Below are 16,907 nucleotides of genomic sequence, written 5' to 3' on the forward strand. Positions count from 1 at the left end.
ATTAATGGAGTTTTTAATTTTCTAACGCGGTCTTCTACTTTGCATATTTCAGAATCTCATAAACAATTGCTTGATATGTACGATCTTTTACCTGACGTGATGTTTTGGGTGAAGAACACGCAGGGGCGCTTGATTCACGTTAATCGAGGGTTCTTGGAGCATGTCGGCGCTCAGTCTCTAGAGCAGGTTGTTGGTCATACGGACTATGACTTCTCTCCAGCGTACATTGCTAAACAATTCGTCGAAGACGACAAGCGAGTTCTAGCAGGGCAATTGGTCACCGATCGTTTGGAAATGAACATAGATGAGAAAGGGAAATTGGCTTGGTTTACGACGTCTAAGCGTCCATTGCTTGGTCCTGATGGAAGCATTGTTGGGTCTTTTGGAATCTCTCGGCACTTGGAGAAAATGTCTGTGGCGTTGATCGGGGTAGAAGCGTTAAAGGTGCCAATGACCTATATAAGAGAGAACTTTGCCGACGAAATAACGTTGCCAGACTTAGCGAAAGAGTCGCATTTATCAATCAGCGCATTGGAACGTCGCTTCAAAAAGCATCTTTCTCGAACGCCTTTGCAATACTTAACTGATGTTCGTTTGGAAAATGCCCGTCGATTGTTGGTTGAAACCACTCTGCCTGTTTCGGACGTTGGCTATGAAAGTGGGTTTAAGGACGCAAGTTACTTCGCGCGCAGATTTAAGAGAAAGTTCTCTTCTTTACCATCTGAGTTCAGAGCGCAGCATAGAGAAAAAAATCCAGCGGAGTAGAACGCGAGTGAAATAAGTAGACAAGATGCCCTTAGGTCTCCGGGTGCAATAGAACCGCTTCGGTAATATGAAGTATCGTTGCAACTACGGTATCAATGATGTTTAACGCTAAATGATCAAAGATATACTCATCCTAATTAATCCACACAGATCGAAAGAATGACTGCCGAACATAATTTGTACGAGAACTTTAGAAATAGTTTCCCAGAAAACCTCGATGAGCCCCTTTTGTTCGACGAGGGGGAAAAAGCCTACTCGTATCGTGATTTTGAGACTTCGAGCGCCAAGCTAGCGAACTTGCTGAAAAACCTTGGTTTAAAGGTTGGTGATCGCATTACGGTCCAAGTTGAAAAGTCCCCTCAATCGCTTTCTCTCTACCTAGCTTGCTTGCGTGGCGGATTTGTTTATCATCCATTAAACACAAGTTACAAAAGTGCTGAGCTGGCCTACTTGGTGGGCGACGCCAACCCGTCGTTAATTGTTTGTGATGGCAGTTCGGAAACGGAATTTATTCGAATTACGTCGAGCGCGAACGATGATTCGTTAACAGATTCAGACGATTCCGGTATCAAGATCCTCACACTTAACGACGATGGCTCAGGATCACTTTTTCGTGATGTACATCGTGAGTCGCACACTCACAAAACGGTTGATGTGAGTAAGACTGAATTGGCGGCACTTCTTTATTCTTCTGGTACCACTGGGAAACCTAAAGGCATTATGTTGAGCCATGAAAACCTACTAACAAACGCCAGAGCACTGGTGCAGGCTTGGGGTTTTAGCAAATCAGACTGTTTACTTCACATGTTACCGATGTATCACGTGCACGGATTGTTCGTTGGCGTGGGGTGTGCCTTGTTGAGCGGAGCAAGAATACACTGGTATCGGAAGTTCGATGCGGGCCGCGCTGTGCGCGCCTTGCCTAATTGCACGGTGATGATGGGTGTACCCACTTACTACACACGTCTTTTGACACGCTCGGAATTTAGCGCATCTGATTGTTCAAATATGCGGTTGTTCATCTCGGGCTCGGCGCCTTTACTTGAAGAAACCTTCGTTGAGTTTCAGGCGTTGACTGGACACACGATACTCGAACGCTATGGAATGACAGAAACGGGTATGAATACGTCTAACCCACTGAGTGGTGAGCGTCGCGCAGGAACCGTAGGTTTGGCATTGCCAGGTGTTGAAGTCAGGGTGGTTGACCAAACTCTCAACAGAGTGTCGGTCGGTGTGACTGGGGATTTGCAGATAAAAGGTCCCAATGTGTTTATTGGCTATTGGCAAAAACCAGATAAGACTAAACGCGATTTCACGCACGACGGCTACTTTGATACCGGAGATAAGGCGCAAATTGATCAAGACGGGTACGTATCGATTGTGGGTCGAGCAAAAGATATGATCATTACGGGCGGACTTAATGTTTATCCCAAGGAAGTTGAATTAGTGATAGATGAGATAGTGGGTGTGGTTGAATCGGCCGTGGTTGGTATTCCAGACTCGGATTTTGGTGAGGCCGTTGTTGCCGTGGTGGTTTTTTCAGGCCGGCACTTTCAATGCGAAGAGATTGTGGAGCACTGTCGTAAAAACCTTGCTGGTTTCAAAGTCCCTAAATATGTCTATCAAGTGGATCAACTGCCACGTAACGCAATGGGCAAGGTTCAAAAGAACACATTACGCGATACGTTTGCAAACGTGGAGTAGGATCCTAAATGGTAACCTGTGGTAGGGCCTTTCACCTCACTTAGGGCTCATGTCAAATATAGTCTCTAACATGGCTTGCGCCGCTACCGAAAGAGTATCTTGTCGGCGAGTGACCACCCCGAGTTCATGCGTAATGACCGGAGAATTTATTTCGCGAGATTCTAACCCCATTTCGTTCATCTGGGCTCGGCTGGTGTTTGGAACGACACTCAAACCTAAGCCCTTACTCACCATTCTCCCAATGCTCACAAGTTGGTGCGATTCAAAAGCAGGGCGCAGAGTGAGCCCTTTATCGTTTAGAGCGCGGTCAATCAGTGTTCGAGTGCCAGCAGGGTATTGCAAACTAATGTGAGGGTAGGTAGTTAGCTCTTTCCAGGTTAACCGAGGCTTTACCAGTAAGGGGTGTTCTTTTGGCAGTATTGCGAAAAAGCGATCTTTAAAAAGGGCTTTGAAATTCAGATCTGGAGCGCTATCGGGCTTAAACGTTATTCCCAGTTCGCAACGAGATTCTCTGACCATATCTACGACACTTTCGGCAATCACGTCATGTACGGTTATGTTAATAGACGGATACTGCGTATGAAATTTCGCTAGAACATCGGGCAATAGATTGGTTGCGTAGGTGGGCATCGCTGCGATGTCCAATTTCCCTTTGCTTAGATCAAAGTGATTTCGAACATCTTGTAGGGATTTATCCCAGTCTGACAGCAAGCGTTTAGCCACAGGAAAAAAGGCCTTGCCTTCAGGGGTAAGTGCCACAGATCGTGTGCTACGAGAAAAAAGCTTTCCGCCCAACGCCGCTTCTAAGTTTTTGATCGAAATACTTAAGGCTGGTTGAGACAAGTGGAGTTGAACGGCGGCCTCGGCGAAACTGCCTGTTTTCGCAACCGTTGTGAACGCTAATACTTGATTTAAAGGTATGTTCATTAATAAAAAATATAAATTAATCTATTAAAAATTACAATTTGATAAATATAACGTTTTCTTGCAATCTAGGCATAAGTTAAATAAAAAATAGTGAGGAGGACCCCGATGTCTGGATTCGACAAAGTGGTGAGCAGTTACGAGGAAGCCATGGCTGGCCTTGAAGATAATATGACCGTCATAGCCGGAGGATTTGGGCTCTGTGGTATTCCTGAAAATCTAATTAAAGAGATAAAGCGTAAAGGCACCACTGGCTTAATCGTTGCGTCGAATAATGCTGGCGTCGATGGTAAAGGCTTGGGCTTATTGCTTGAAGATAAACAAATTAAGAAAATGATCGCTTCCTACGTCGGTGAAAACGCGCTGTTCGAAGCCCAAATGATGAGTGGCGAATTGGAAGTGGAATTGACTCCTCAAGGCACTTTGGCTGAAAAAATGCGAGCAGGTGGAGCCGGCATTCCTGCTTTCTATACTGCTACTGGTTACGGCACTCCGGTGGGTGAAGGCAAGGAAGTGCGTGAGTTCTCAGGTAGAAACTACATTTTAGAAGAGTCGCTGGTGGGTGATTTTTCAATCGCTAAGGCTTGGAAGGCAGACCGCCATGGCAATTTGATGTTTCGTAAAACAGCGCGAAACTTTAATCCTATGGCCATCACCGCCGGCCGAGTCGCAGTGGTGGAAGTGGAGGAAATCGTCGAAGTTGGTGACCTCGACCCTGACGAAATTCATTTGCCTGGAATTTACGTGAATCGACTCATTCAAGGCACTTTCGAGAAAACCATTGAGCAACGCACTGTTCGTTCGGCGTAAGGAGAAACTATTATGGCACTAACCAGAGAACAATTAGCTCAACGCGTAGCGCAAGAATTTCAAGATGGCTTCTATGTAAATCTTGGTATTGGAATACCCACCTTAGCGGCGAACTTCATACCCGAAGGCATGGACGTCATGTTGCAATCCGAAAACGGCCTTCTTGGAATGGGGCAGTTTCCCCTTGAAGAAGAAGTTGATGCTGACCTTATTAACGCGGGTAAACAGACCGTGACGATGGTGACAGGCGCGTCTATTTTTTCTTCGGCCGAATCCTTTGCCATGATCCGAGGAGGGCACGTAGACCTTACAGTCTTAGGCGCCTTCGAAGTTGACTGCCAAGGCAACATTGCATCGTATATGATCCCCGGGAAATTGATTAAGGGTATGGGCGGGGCGATGGATTTAGTGGCAGGAGCCGATAATATTATTGTGACCATGACTCACGCCTCTAAGTCCGGAAAATCTAAGTTATTGTCCAATTGCACGCTGCCATTGACGGGAAAGGGGTGCATTAAACGGGTGCTCACTGATTTAGCGTTAATGGATATTGAGGATGGAAAATTTGTACTGCGTGAGCGTGCACCTGGGGTCAGTGTCGAAGAAATTCAGCAGCTTACCGAAGGTGAACTCATCGTACCCGCCAATGTGCCGGAAATGTCCGTCTAGCGTTCACTTGTTACCTGCAAAATTTGTGGCTTAGCGTGTCTATAATTTGCATCAATAGCCGCCAAACTGACCGTGCGGTATTCATACGAAGCTATTGCCGATAGAGTAAGGCATTCGGAGCGTTTTGCTCTATCAATAGAAAATTCGGGTACACGTATGACCAATCAAAAGAGAACTGCTGGCGAGCAGGCAAGACGCCGTGTGATGGGAGCTGAATTTGTTGATGCGGCATTGGAGGGCGCGTCGGACTATGAACTTCCGTTGCAAGAGCTGACCATGGAGCACGCTTGGGGTGTGGCTTGGACTCGTGATGAGTTAGATCTAAAGACGCGCAGTATGATAACCATCTCCATGCTGATAGCACAAAGAGCATTTGAAGAACTCAAAGGGCATTTGCGCGGCGCGCTCAATAACGGCGTCACGCCAAGCGAGATACGGGAAGTAATCATTCATTCTGCGGTTTATTGTGGCTACCCTGCGGCATTGTCTGCAATGCGAGTTGCGAAAGAAGTGATTGAGAAAAGCAGAGATTTTAGCGAGACAACCGATTAGCGCGGCTTGATTAGATTAAAATCGGAACTGGAACGAGTTAACTGTTGCCACATTCGCCCGCATTAGCGATTAATTCATCGTTTCAATAATCGAAATTTTCGAATTTACCGGCTTGAGTTTTGTCACGAATTTTATGGGGTCAGAGCCGAATTAATTGAGAGTTGGTTCAAAAATCGGCTCTGCCCCCTTTTCTTCATAGATTGAGTGAAACGTTTGCTGCGCAAAGTGCTAATAGAGCTGTTTTTCAAGATGCTGAGAGTAGAGGAGTTGCTGATCGTGCTGGTGTTAGAGTCGGGCATACTGTCGGAGTAAATAGAAGTACGGTCGGTCCGTCTAAGATTAGGCTTTAATATGATGAAAAAATATTTTCTTATACTAATTTGTTTAACTGTTATTACTTTTTGTCTAAAAGCAGATGATAGCTATATTAGCTATGCAGAATTTCAAGTAGATGGTCTGAGTATGAGATTGGTTGTCGATCTTGCGCGTTCAGAGGATTACTATCTTGATGATGACTTCCAAATATATAAAGATGTTAAGTTTAGCGTCAATAGAAATGAATACTTTATCGGAAGCCTCTTTGATCGCCGTGTTCAAAAATATATAAATGGTGTTTTCAATGATAGCCTAGAAAATACTGTGCCAATCATAACTGGTGGGCAAGGCTTCTATGCTGAGTTTGGTAGAAGTAAGTGGGTAGTCCTTAATGATGGAAATACCGCACATAAGGGGTATCCAACATATTCAAGATTCTATAGAGTTAAAGATGGAATTGACACAGTCAAATTTGAATTTATTAAAGAACTTCAAGGGGTAGCCGTTGTTGATATAAAAGAGTATAAAGGCCGCATCTTTGCGTCTGGATTCAAAGCTACTGGGTTTTATGGTGCTGAAATCAAGGACATTAATAATGACGGTTTTGCTCTAAATGAGATAAATGATTATAGGTACCTGGGCAACGGTAATGATCACACATGGGAAAAATAAAATAATTAAAGGCGTCAGAGCCAAATTAATCGAACAGCGCCCTTGATTAATCACTCAAAATAAAAGGCGTATTGCTTGGGTAGCGTCTCAATGGTTTGAATGATGATGTCTTTGAAAAACACTTCGCTAGCTTCACTTTGCAATTGAATCTTACCTTTCTTCAATGCCGTAGACGTGCCGTCCTCCTCAATATAACGTGAGTTTTTAAGTGCCATTACGACCTGGCCGTTCACGATGTGCAGGCTTTGTCCATCAACACTGATTAAGTCCAACTGGGTCCATTCGCCTTGCGGGCTTTCATGATTGACCGAGCGCATCACAAAGGGCTCGGCACCTTTGCCGACGCTAAGCCAAGGGGCACGAGGGTCGGCCACGGGGCTCATAACGTACTCTCTGGGGTAGGCGCGCACATCGATGGCCCCGTTCGCTTGTACCCAGTAGTCCCCCATGTGTCCCTCCATGATTTGAAACTCATGCGACAGCATCCAGCTGCGAAAATACTCCGCGCCATGAGGACCAATGGCGTGATACAAAATGCCCGTATCCTTAAGTTTGCCTTTTCTGGCGGGCCAAATTTTATCGCCCCACTTTACTTTGAGACTAAAGTGATAATTATCAAATTCTTGTTTTGTCGTCAGCGCCCCGTAATATTCGCCGCTCACACGCAAAACGGGTTCGGGCTGGGTCAATACAGTAAAGACCCCCAAACCATCGCTGGGGTTCAGGCCAATAGGCGGAATGTCATTGCCATGGAGATCTTTTGGTATCTCGCCAGCATAATTAGGCGAATGCGCATAGCTTAAGTAGATATCCCATTTAGATAACTCTTCGTCCAGTAAGGTTTGCTTATCAGCTAAAACTTGGGAGCTGGAAATATGAGTAAGGAAGGCCACCGCCACTAACGCTGCGCGTTGCAATACCATAATAGGCTCACGGTTAGAATTGAATTAAGATACCGATAGTGCCATAGATAGAGCCTCAAAAGAGCCTAAAACCTCAGAGAAGATTTATTTTTAGGGGGCAACGCCAAGTCGATGCAGAGTGGAATTAAAAATCCGCTCTGACACTTTCCAATTTTGCCAAGCTGTAGTTGAGGGATTAATCTTATAAAGATAGCATAGAGTCTTTCGATCACTCTCACTAGATATTCAAATGAAAAAGTACGTCGCTGAAAGCGCTTTAATTGTATTTAGCGTACTTTTTGCATTGTTGATCAACAAACTCTTTGATGACTATCAACAAGAACAACGCGCTCAAGAGGCGTTGCAGAGCATCAAACAGGAAATACTTCGGAATCAGGCTATCGTGAATTCTTGGACGACCTCTCACAAAGCGATGTTAGAGAAAATCGTGGAGTACAATCAAAGCGACGAGATCGCGGTAAAGCAAGCGATCACCGAATCGGGCTATTTCGACTTTTCCAAAATCAGTAATGAGGGCTCATTAGTTGACGCCACATTAATTGACGCATCGTGGCAAACCGCTATTAACGTTGGCATTCTGAAAAAGGTCGATTACCAAACGCTAGAGATCATCACACAGGTCTATGAACTGCAGGAAGTGATAAACGACAGAACAATACAAAGCATCGTGACTTTTTACTTTCAGCCATCAACCCATTCACCGGAAAATATAGAAGACACGTTGATGCAGCTACAGCTTAGGTTCCTGGAGCTCACAGGGCAAGAGGTGGTCTTGACTGGATTGTACGCCAATGCACTAGAGGTTCTGTAACGGAGATGGAGCTATCCTCAATCGTAAGAGGTTCCAATGTAGTATCAGCTCGATCGATTTAGACACCAGACTCCTTGTTTTTGGCTACCCGGTCGCTGCGCAACTCGATTTATGCCGATGACGGCCTATCGCAGACAGATTCGCATCTTAGTCCTTATGGTGGCATTTTTAAATGCCACCCCGGTTTCGGTTATTTTCGTTTGCCTGTTAAGGCATGGCGAATTCAACGGTTGCGCCACCACCCAATGGTAAGCCTAGAGCGGCCCAGAGCATGGTTAAGACAAGGCCTGTAATCAGCATCCATATTGAATATGGAATCATGGTGGCGGTCAGGCTACCAATACCAAAGTCTTTTTGCCATCGGTTAGCAAACGTCAAGACTAATGGAAAGTAAAACATGAGTGGAGTGATGATGTTTGTTGCACCGTCTCCAACTCGGTAGGCTGCGGTGGCCATTTCTGGGCTTATACCAGAGAGCATTAACATGGGTACCACAACCGGTGCTAAAAAGGCCCATTTAGCGCTGGCCGAGCCAACGAATAGATTCAGTAAAGCGGCGAACAGGACCATCATTCCTAGGACGGCGTACAGGGGTAACTGTGATGCTTCAATTGCCGCAGCGCCTTTAATGGCGAATATTAATCCTAGGTTTGACCAGTTAAACATGGCTACGAAGTGTGCGGCTGCGAAAACCAACACTAGGTAATAGCCCATGTCTTGCATGGATTCAGACATCATTTTTACGATATCGCGATGACTTTTTACTGTGCCAACGGCTTTGCCGTAGACCCAACCAGTAACGATGAAGAGAATGAAAAACGCGCCGATCAATGATTGGTAAAAAGGCGTTAACCTGGCTTGAAATGAACAGTTACCGGCAGCAAGTTCTGCATCTGGGCAAGCGGCTTCATTAACTAGCGGGGTATCTGGTCCGAACACCAACGCCGCCCAAACTGCAAAAACAACCAACATCGAAATGCCGGCAAGTTTGAGGCCTTTCTTCTCTGTGGCGTCCAATTCTTGTTTAGCGTGTGGCTCAGCGTTGTTTGCGGCTGCGTCTTCTGCGTTTAATGGGCCAAGGCGGGGTTCGATGATTCTATCGGTTACGAACCATATAACCGGCACGTAGATAAAGAGCATGGTGGCGATGAAATACCAATTCCCAGCGATGTTAATTGGGTAGTCAGCCACAAGAATATTAGCAGCTTCACTGGTTATGCCGAGCAATAGGGCATCTAATTGCCCCATTAGTAAGTTGGCCGAAAATCCGCCAGACACGCCTGCAAATGCCGCGGCAATACCCGCGATTGGGTTACGCCCAGCTGCTGCAAACATCAGCGCCGCTAGAGGAATGAGTACCACGTAGGCCGCGTCTGCCGCCAGGTTACCCATCATTGCTATGAATGCGACCAACGGGGTGAGTAGAAACTGAGGAGCTTTGCTTACGGCAGCACGCATGGCCGTACCAAACAAACCTGTTCGTTCAGCGACGCCAGCTCCGAGCATTACGGTCAACACCATGCCAAGAGGATGGAAATGCGTGAAGGTTTTTGGCATTTCAACAAACAAACGTTGCAGGTTGGCGGACGAGAGCATGCTCTGAGCAGCTATTGCGCCATCGGGCCCGATGCCAAACCGCGCTTTCTGCGCTTCTGGCATGCCCGACAGAATTTGAGGGCTTAACACTTCTGATACGCCGAAAAAAGAGGTCAGTGCGGAAATGACGATGACACCGAGAATCAGGTAAACGAATAAAAACACTGGGTCTGGTAGGGCATTACCGGTGCGTTCGATCCATCCTAAAAACCCTTTCTGGTCTGGTCTGCTACTTAAGTTTGTTTGTGTCATACGTTGTTTGTCTATCACGTAAAAAAATCAAACAACGGTTATAACACTAACCGCTGCATTATTTAATCCGCTTGTATTAATTCTTACACTGAAAGTACCTCAAAACTGCTCGTGCAATGTGTGACTCAATAGATTGGACTGCAATTGGTGTGACTGTAATACGACGTAATATCGCAATATCAGCTCTGCGTATACTGTTTGACAGGTAACCCAAAGAGAAACAGGGTGCTCATCGTTTATAACGTGAAACACAAGGACTCTTACGACGGGCGTTAATGGGTTAACGCAATCAAATTGACTATGAATGGATATTGGAGAATGGCATGACGACTTCGAATTTTAGATCTTGTATTTATACCCTATACAGAGTTTCTCTTGTCGCCGTGCTGATGTCTTCGTTCTCTGTTAACGCGGTCGAACCACAGTATGAAAAACCACTGGGGGCTGGGGTGACGCGGTATCCGAATACGAACTATGAGGTGACAAACGCGAAGCGAAAGGATTTTCAGGAACCACATAATACTCGCATAGCCGATCCGTATCATTTGTTGGTTCCAAAGCTGTCGCCTTTTGTGCCCGTCAACGTAAAGCCTCATTCTAGATTGGTTCTCAGTGACATTGAAGACCGCCCGTTCTTTGACTATTTTGGGTGGCAGGCATTCATTGGCTTGATTTGGCCAGCCGACGAAAACTATCGAGGCAAGCACGACGTACGAGTTAAGACTCCTGAGGAATTTGTTGCCGCCAGCCAACAGGATGAACAGGGTGTGAACCCACCGATTGTACTGGAAACAATGCATACGTTTGATGCCGCATTTCCAGGCGTCAATGGTTCAATGGCGCCACCGACCCAGCCCAAAGCTTGGAATGCTGAACCCTACGCGCGGCCATTCAATTTGGACTTAGTTAGCAAAGGTAAAGCGCCAAAGGGCCTTAATGAAGCGTTCTCATCGCCCTTAATTGACCAAAATCGCCAATACGTGCGTTACAACTTACAGTTAAACGAAGTTATGTATGAGTTTGTTCGGCAAAACAAATGGTATCTAAAAGAGAACCTGCCAAAGGCGCCGACGCAAGCCACGCTGCCGCCATTGCCGGTTCCAATAGGTACCAACGTGAGGACAGTGCCAGAGCCATACACACAGGTAAGTCAACCGCAGACAAATACCACGGTCATACAACCGGTGAATGGTAATTCAATCGAGTTGAAAGCCGCTTGGAGGGTAATGATTACCGAGGCAGATTTAGATCCTAAGAAGCCTTGGCGACAAGTCGATGATCTATCTCGATACTTTGTTTCAAAAGCGAATATTTATAACCCGATCACCGAAAAAGTTGAGCAAGGCAGGTTGGTGGGGTTGGTCGGCTTACACATTGTAGCCAAGACACCGCAGTTTACTCAGGGCTTATGGTCCAGTTTTGAGCATGTGGACAATTTGACGGCGCCGACCGGTGGGCGGGCATCGTTTAAGAAGAACGACAAATTTTGGCCACAAGGCTACTCCTATGTGCCAAAAAGCATCATGAAGCCTACCGATGCCGTGCCCGAGAAAAAGCGCAAACCAGTGGAAGTGAGCCGCGTATACAAAATTCCTCAAACCCCGGTCGCAAAGCCCGATAATTTCCCGATGGGCATCTCAACCGTTGGCATGAACAAGCAATATCAATCGTTGCTAAAAGGAACCGTATGGGAAAATTATCAGTTAGTAATCACACAGTGGCCTACTGACCCCACTAGTTTTTACGCAAGTCCATTTTATTACCCTCGTGGCTTCGGACCATTCTCAAAAATTGACCCAGAACAACCGCAGTCAATTAAAGATGCCTATAACCGCGCTAACGTGAATGCAAAAGCCGCGTATCCAAGGTGGTCGGGTTTGCCGATTCCACAAGTAGGGGCGCTCAATTCCGTGATGGAAACGTATTTTCAAAACCCCTTGGATAACGGGCCGCAACCAATGGAAAACACCAGTTGCATGGGGTGCCATTATGGTGCTTCTGACTTGGATTACAGTTGGGCTTTCAAGCTTCGTACGTGGCCAAGCAGTTTTAATCAAGGACGAGTTAACGACGAAGACTCCGCGCTGGCCAAGGAACCCGCCAATGGCAGTCCAGCAAATGCACCAATTGTTATTGAAGGGATTGCCAAGTAGTCAAATCGAGGATCGTAATATCTCTCTCATTCTCTAAGTTGACGTTTCACAGTTCCTGAAGCTCAGTCACGTGCCATCGAACGAGCTTTTGCTCTGTGCCGATAGGAAAAATAGAACTCAATGTATGTTGGAAATCGTTAGTAAGTCGTAAGAATAATTTGATGGACTGAAGCCTGACTATCGAGGTTACCTACGCTGGATTTTGCTACACTAGTCTAACGCGTCGCGTACGGTTCTGCCTTGTTTGACCGAACTGTGTGTTAGCTTAGATTTTATTGGAAAAAACTTGGTTTTTAGATCGATCCTGTTGAGGTTTTGGATAGATTAACGAACAACCAAACGCTTATTGTGCGTTCAGATTTTGAAAAGGAATTTCAGTGAATGGGTTATCACACGGCGTTAGAAAGGTCGGCTCAGTGTCCTGTTTAATTTTAAGTTTTGATAACACTCATCATTATCAAGGCCGGCGCTAAGCTTAATTCCATCAATTATTCTAAAACCAGGAACTTTTATGAAATACCCCAAATCCGGACTTATGGCATTGTCCCTACTTCTTACAATGTCTAATCACTTGGTTGCTCAAAACTGTGAAGATCAAAACTTCTCGGGACTCCATTACGAATTCTATCGTAATGCATTTATCCCAGACCGTGATGATAACCCCAATTATCTCTATTACCCTGGCTCAGGCTATTTCACTGGCGAGGCGAATATGGATAAGCTGACAGCGACCTCAAGTGCCGCAGATGGGTACTTTTTTCAATGGGCAAACCGTTGCCATGATATCGGAGGCTCCGGTTGTGGTGGGGCAAACGGAAATACGAAGGGAAATCTACCAAAGTATTCGCATAATGGTGTGGAGCATCGCTTTTTCTTTAGCACTCATATTAAGGCCAATATGTGTACTTTGGCGCAGTCTTACCGATTGCTGGGCAGCGACGATACCGATATCTTGAACCTTTCAAACCAATGGGGATTTGACGTGATGTTTTCTGAGTCTGAGTTAGATCAGCACCTTGCAAACAACGCTCAGTTCGAGGACGTGTGCTATATCTATGGGACTGATCTTAGTCAAGATATAGATGGCTTAGTTCTTGACTATGAAGTGCAAGACAATCGACACGTGAACACCACGACGAATTTTCTTACACGCCACAGCAGTTATGTAAAGAGTCGTGGTCTGAAGGCAATTTTATGGACCAACCCTCCTGGTGGCGCAGGATGGTTAAAAAGCGGTTTTACCGGTGGGCCAAGTGGCAATGCACCGCTAGTGTTTGAGCAAATGGATGAAGTGGCACTATTTGCTTATTCGAAAACAAGCGATGTTACCAGCGAATTGTACGCTCAGTCTCGTCTGTATATGCCCGTCAACAGTGAGTATAACAAGTGGGTTAATCGACAAAAGCTCTACGTTATTGTGGGCCTCGGTGGTTTTTCTTTGGATAAATCCAAAGAGGTCTACGACTTTGTGTTAGATAAGAAACACAAGGGCGTTGCAATTTGGAACAACTCAGCAGCGTACTCCAGGACGGATTGCGATTCCTCTACATATAAGATGCTCCGTTGTTTGGCGACTGGGGATTGTTTGCCGGCGAGCTAATCTAGATCATTAAAAGTGCACGATAAACTGGTTTTGCATGTTTGTCGTGCACAAATTTTGGTGCTGAAACCGTGTTGGTCAGTTAGGTTGGCGTATCGGATCCGACAATTCGATGACGGCGGTCCAAGCGTGTTTGCCAATAAATTCAGATTTTAGTAGGAGTGAGTCTAATTTTTGCAAGCCGGAGTAAATGGCGTTAAACGACTTGGTGTTAAAAAATGGAACCGCCGCTAAAGTTGAAAGGGCGAAATAGTTGACATTGACGGTTTTGAAGTACTTATTCAGGTTCTCGATGTCTTTGATAAGCAGAGGGTGTTCATCATCAGTTCTCATGGAAGGGGTTCTGTTTCGATACCAATTTATGATTGGGTTGTGACCCATTGGTTCAATAAAGTAGGCCGATCCCTCCTTTTTTAGAACTCGTGATATTTCAGAAATTGATTTATCCATATCAAGATGATGCAATATTCCGGATCCAACGCAGATGTCAAAAGAGTTATTTTCAAACGTCATTTCTTCGGCGTTCATCACAAGATATTTTGCGTCAAATCCATGTTCGGAGACCGTCTCCTTGGCACGTTCGATGCCCTCGACGGAGATGTCGATACCAGTAAGTTGAGCGCCATTATGTAAATAAGCCAACGAGGAATTGCCTGCGCCGCATCCGTACTCTAGCAGCTTTTTTCCTTCGCAGTTTTTGAAAACGGCATCATAAAAGAAAGCGTTTACGTGCTTTTTAACCGCGTAAAACTTTTGAGTGGTGGTCCGAGGATCAATGCCACCAAATCGGTGGTCATGAAATTCTTGTTCTTTTTGTACTCGATTGCTCATGGAAAAACTAAACTGCGTATCGTGGTTAAGGCCATCTTAGTGAATCGTGATAATTAATCAACTTACTCTTCGGGTGTTCAGTTCGGTTATGAGTATGTTCCAGTGTCTCGAATTAACGGTTGGACTATGAGCGCGATGTAGACAACCCAAACGATCAATGCGACATGAAGCACGTCGTTTTCTGAAAACCAAGTTCCTTTGTTCCAAAGTTTTTCCGTCAACCCCAGTGATTGGTATTTATTGAATGCCCACATGGTGACTATTAGTCCAAACCAAACGCCAAGTAGCGCGAGATCCAGATCGTTGCTAAGTTGCCAATATCGCCATGCATTGAGCCCAATGAAGAACAGTATGACTGGCGTGCAAAAATGCACCATTAGCTCAAAAGTAATCAACAACTTTACGGGCTTAAACGCGCCGATTGCAACGACGACGAAGTACATTGCCGACAAAGCAACGCCCGCAGTAACGGCAAGATTCTGTCCTTTATCGCCTAGGCAAGAGTGCGCAACAGCGATGAGCATGAATGAGATGCTGACTTGTTGAAAGATTAAATAGATCACTTCCCACCAGCTCGTCCACGCAACGTGTTTACGGTTAGCGCATTTAAGTTGGTAGCCAAAAGCTTGATAGCTGGTACCCGCGATCAGCGCGCCGATTCCCCACAAAAGAAGAGATACGCCCCACATCAGTCGTGATATTTGTCCGTGATCCTGTAATACAAAATAACCTCCGAGCACGGAAGTGAGCACGCCAAGTAAATACACCCAAAATGTGGAACTCGGTTGAGTAATGATTATTTGTTTCCCAAAGTAATGGAAACGGCGACAAGGCTGAACGGTGAACCAAGTGTCTGCGTTTAAGGTTTCATCATCGTGACGAATGGTATAGAGCCGTCCCCACACTGATTTGTTCTCTTCCGAAAAGGATGAACCAGCCATTGCTTAGGCCCGGTGTAGGCTAAATTTGGATTTTTGTTCGGCGGTGAGTTGTGGTGGTATTAGAACAAACTTACCCACGTGTTTTTTTGTTGTGAACTCCTTTTGGGCATCAACAATATTCTCCAATGGAAAGGTTTTTGCGAGAAGCGGTTTGATTTCGCCGCGCTCTATATAGCAAATTAAATTTGGGAACACTGGTTCGTCCCACCCGGTGCAGCCAATCAGGGTCAGGTCTTTTAAATACAGGGTACGCATATCCAAGCTTACCAATGGACCGGCGATGGCCCCTGAAGACGCGTATCGGCCTCCTCGTTTGAGAACTTGGGTCATTTGCCCAAACGAGTCGCCTGCGACGTTATCAATAACAACGTCCATCGAGCATTCTCCTAGCTCCTTCACTGGATTTGTGTCGCGGGCAATCAGTCTGTCAGCGCCGAGTATCGCCGCATCGTCAAATTTCTCTCTAGCAACGATTGCGGTGACTATCGCACCACGCCTTTTGGCTAGCTGAACGACGGCCGAACCAACACCTCCTGACGCCCCCGTAACTAGGACCTGATCGTCCTTTTTAACGTTAGATCGATGAATCATATTTTCAGCGGTTCCATAGGCGCACGGTATTGTGCCTAACTCTGCATCGCTCCAGTCGCAATCAATAGAAAACGCTTCACTGGCTGGGATTTTGACAAATTGAGCAAACGCGCCATCAAAATCAGATGCCATCCAGATGTTTTCTGGGGATTCCCATCCTTGGTTGCGGATGCAACATCGAATCAGTACTCGTTGATTGATTCGATCTGGATTTACCTTGGAACCCACGGCGACAATTTTGCCGCAGCAGTCGGTGCCTTGTATAAACGGGAAGGGAGTTTGTTCATTCCAACCTCCGTCTGACTCATCGGCGGCATGCTCTTGTTCGCTGTTATTCTGGCTCAACGCTTCGGTTCCTTCGGTGACCTTAGATGAATACCATCCTAACCGTGTGTTGATCTCAGTGTTATTGACTCCCGCTGCTAAGACCTGCACTAAGACTTCACTCTCGCCCGGAGAGGGAATAGGCACGTCTTGATACCGGAGCTTTTCATATCCTCCGTTCGCTAAGGTGATAACCGCTTTCATGGTGACTTCGGAGCCAGACAGATTAAATCGTTCTTTGTTCCATTGAGGAGTTACGTTGCTCATGCGTGCGCTTCGGGTCTTAAGTGATTGATGTGAGTAATTGTGATGAATGTTTATCTAAATTAAAAGACGAAGTGCCTGTATTTCTGATATTTGTGGATCTGCATCGAATAGCCCTATTTTTTGCATTGATTTGGTTGGAGCAGCGCGAGAATTACTCTGTGTATGAACGCGTTAATTGAAAACGCACGCACGCTCCTCAGTCGATAC

The 16,907-nt window shown here is 45.8% G+C and carries 15 protein-coding genes; 9 read left to right on the plus strand and 6 right to left on the minus strand.

Features of this window, described 5'->3' with window-relative positions; genetic code table 11:
• Positions 1–75: 75 nt before the first annotated feature.
• Entirely contained in the window at positions 76–765 is a 690-nt protein-coding gene (locus ABWW54_RS10405; RefSeq protein WP_353412188.1) for an AraC family transcriptional regulator, read from the plus strand.
• A gap of 159 nt (positions 766–924) precedes the next feature.
• The gene (locus tag ABWW54_RS10410; RefSeq protein WP_353412189.1) at positions 925–2,469 is read left to right on the plus strand and encodes an AMP-binding protein; all 1,545 of its coding nucleotides are present in this window, start codon (positions 925–927) and stop codon (positions 2,467–2,469) included.
• A gap of 36 nt (positions 2,470–2,505) precedes the next feature.
• Here ABWW54_RS10410 and ABWW54_RS10415 read toward each other — a convergent pair whose 3' ends face one another.
• Complete coding sequence (locus tag ABWW54_RS10415) at positions 2,506–3,396, minus strand: LysR family transcriptional regulator (RefSeq protein WP_353412190.1); 891 nt, start codon at positions 3,394–3,396, stop codon at positions 2,506–2,508.
• 105 nt (positions 3,397–3,501) lie between these two features.
• On the opposite strand from ABWW54_RS10415, the gene ABWW54_RS10420 reads away from it, so the two are divergent.
• The 4 genes from ABWW54_RS10420 to ABWW54_RS10435 all read left to right on the plus strand — a co-directional run bounded on the left by ABWW54_RS10420 (position 3,502) and on the right by ABWW54_RS10435 (position 6,411).
• A complete protein-coding gene (locus tag ABWW54_RS10420) occupies positions 3,502–4,203 on the plus strand; it encodes a CoA transferase subunit A (RefSeq protein WP_353412191.1) in 702 nt (233 codons plus the stop codon).
• Positions 4,204–4,215: 12 nt separating this feature from the next.
• Positions 4,216–4,872 carry a CoA transferase subunit B gene (locus tag ABWW54_RS10425; RefSeq protein ID WP_353412192.1) on the plus strand — a complete coding sequence of 219 codons (657 nt, stop codon included), beginning with the start codon at positions 4,216–4,218 and terminating at the stop codon, positions 4,870–4,872.
• A 156-nt stretch (positions 4,873–5,028) separates the two neighbouring features.
• Positions 5,029–5,424 (plus strand): carboxymuconolactone decarboxylase family protein, encoded by a 396-nt coding sequence (locus tag ABWW54_RS10430; RefSeq protein ID WP_353412193.1) that lies wholly within the window; start codon positions 5,029–5,031, stop codon positions 5,422–5,424.
• Between the two features lie 351 nt (positions 5,425–5,775).
• Positions 5,776–6,411, plus strand: coding sequence for a hypothetical protein (locus ABWW54_RS10435; protein ID WP_353412194.1), 636 nt, complete (start codon positions 5,776–5,778; stop codon positions 6,409–6,411).
• A 50-nt stretch (positions 6,412–6,461) separates the two neighbouring features.
• On the opposite strand, the gene ABWW54_RS10440 is transcribed toward ABWW54_RS10435, so the two are convergent.
• Complete coding sequence (locus ABWW54_RS10440) at positions 6,462–7,334, minus strand: 3-keto-disaccharide hydrolase (protein WP_353412195.1); 873 nt, start codon at positions 7,332–7,334, stop codon at positions 6,462–6,464.
• A gap of 229 nt (positions 7,335–7,563) precedes the next feature.
• Between ABWW54_RS10440 and ABWW54_RS10445 the strand changes: the two genes are divergently transcribed.
• Entirely contained in the window at positions 7,564–8,145 is a 582-nt protein-coding gene (locus ABWW54_RS10445; protein WP_353412196.1) for a hypothetical protein, read from the plus strand.
• 207 nt (positions 8,146–8,352) lie between these two features.
• Here the strand turns inward: ABWW54_RS10445 and ABWW54_RS10450 are convergent, their stop codons facing one another.
• Positions 8,353–9,993 carry an AbgT family transporter gene (locus ABWW54_RS10450; RefSeq protein ID WP_353412197.1) on the minus strand — a complete coding sequence of 547 codons (1,641 nt, stop codon included), beginning with the start codon at positions 9,991–9,993 and terminating at the stop codon, positions 8,353–8,355.
• Between the two features lie 323 nt (positions 9,994–10,316).
• Here ABWW54_RS10450 and ABWW54_RS10455 point away from each other — a divergent pair, with 323 nt between their 5' ends.
• Positions 10,317–12,146: a hypothetical protein gene (locus ABWW54_RS10455; RefSeq protein WP_353412198.1), complete on the plus strand. Its 1,830-nt coding sequence runs from the start codon at positions 10,317–10,319 to the stop codon at positions 12,144–12,146.
• A 511-nt stretch (positions 12,147–12,657) separates the two neighbouring features.
• The gene (locus ABWW54_RS10460) at positions 12,658–13,746 is read left to right on the plus strand and encodes a hypothetical protein (protein WP_353412199.1); all 1,089 of its coding nucleotides are present in this window, start codon (positions 12,658–12,660) and stop codon (positions 13,744–13,746) included.
• A gap of 78 nt (positions 13,747–13,824) precedes the next feature.
• Here ABWW54_RS10460 and ABWW54_RS10465 read toward each other — a convergent pair whose 3' ends face one another.
• The 3 genes from ABWW54_RS10465 to ABWW54_RS10475 form a co-directional block, all read right to left on the minus strand.
• A complete protein-coding gene (locus tag ABWW54_RS10465) occupies positions 13,825–14,577 on the minus strand; it encodes a class I SAM-dependent methyltransferase (protein WP_353412200.1) in 753 nt (250 codons plus the stop codon).
• Between the two features lie 86 nt (positions 14,578–14,663).
• Positions 14,664–15,518, minus strand: a complete 855-nt coding sequence (locus ABWW54_RS10470) for a hypothetical protein (protein ID WP_353412201.1) — start codon at positions 15,516–15,518, stop codon at positions 14,664–14,666.
• A 3-nt stretch (positions 15,519–15,521) separates the two neighbouring features.
• Positions 15,522–16,700: an alcohol dehydrogenase family protein gene (locus ABWW54_RS10475; protein ID WP_353412202.1), complete on the minus strand. Its 1,179-nt coding sequence runs from the start codon at positions 16,698–16,700 to the stop codon at positions 15,522–15,524.
• Between the last annotated feature and the right edge of the window lie 207 nt (positions 16,701–16,907).

The organism is Arenicella sp. 4NH20-0111, assembly GCF_040366405.1.
GTDB lineage: Bacteria > Pseudomonadota > Gammaproteobacteria > Arenicellales > Arenicellaceae > Arenicella.

Excerpts from the sequence above, each read along its gene's own strand:
- ABWW54_RS10405 (WP_353412188.1), top strand. The coding sequence starts at position 76 with ATGTACGATCTTTTACCTGACGTGATGTTTTGGGTGAAGAACACGCAG.
- ABWW54_RS10410 (WP_353412189.1), top strand. The coding sequence starts at position 925 with ATGACTGCCGAACATAATTTGTACGAGAACTTTAGAAATAGTTTCCCA.
- ABWW54_RS10415 (WP_353412190.1), bottom strand. The coding sequence starts at position 3,396 with ATGAACATACCTTTAAATCAAGTATTAGCGTTCACAACGGTTGCGAAA.
- ABWW54_RS10420 (WP_353412191.1), top strand. The coding sequence starts at position 3,502 with ATGTCTGGATTCGACAAAGTGGTGAGCAGTTACGAGGAAGCCATGGCT.
- ABWW54_RS10425 (WP_353412192.1), top strand. The coding sequence starts at position 4,216 with ATGGCACTAACCAGAGAACAATTAGCTCAACGCGTAGCGCAAGAATTT.
- ABWW54_RS10430 (WP_353412193.1), top strand. The coding sequence starts at position 5,029 with ATGACCAATCAAAAGAGAACTGCTGGCGAGCAGGCAAGACGCCGTGTG.
- ABWW54_RS10435 (WP_353412194.1), top strand. The coding sequence starts at position 5,776 with ATGATGAAAAAATATTTTCTTATACTAATTTGTTTAACTGTTATTACT.
- ABWW54_RS10440 (WP_353412195.1), bottom strand. The coding sequence starts at position 7,334 with ATGGTATTGCAACGCGCAGCGTTAGTGGCGGTGGCCTTCCTTACTCAT.
- ABWW54_RS10445 (WP_353412196.1), top strand. The coding sequence starts at position 7,564 with ATGAAAAAGTACGTCGCTGAAAGCGCTTTAATTGTATTTAGCGTACTT.
- ABWW54_RS10450 (WP_353412197.1), bottom strand. The coding sequence starts at position 9,993 with ATGACACAAACAAACTTAAGTAGCAGACCAGACCAGAAAGGGTTTTTA.
- ABWW54_RS10455 (WP_353412198.1), top strand. The coding sequence starts at position 10,317 with ATGACGACTTCGAATTTTAGATCTTGTATTTATACCCTATACAGAGTT.
- ABWW54_RS10460 (WP_353412199.1), top strand. The coding sequence starts at position 12,658 with ATGAAATACCCCAAATCCGGACTTATGGCATTGTCCCTACTTCTTACA.
- ABWW54_RS10465 (WP_353412200.1), bottom strand. The coding sequence starts at position 14,577 with ATGAGCAATCGAGTACAAAAAGAACAAGAATTTCATGACCACCGATTT.
- ABWW54_RS10470 (WP_353412201.1), bottom strand. The coding sequence starts at position 15,518 with ATGGCTGGTTCATCCTTTTCGGAAGAGAACAAATCAGTGTGGGGACGG.
- ABWW54_RS10475 (WP_353412202.1), bottom strand. The coding sequence starts at position 16,700 with ATGAGCAACGTAACTCCTCAATGGAACAAAGAACGATTTAATCTGTCT.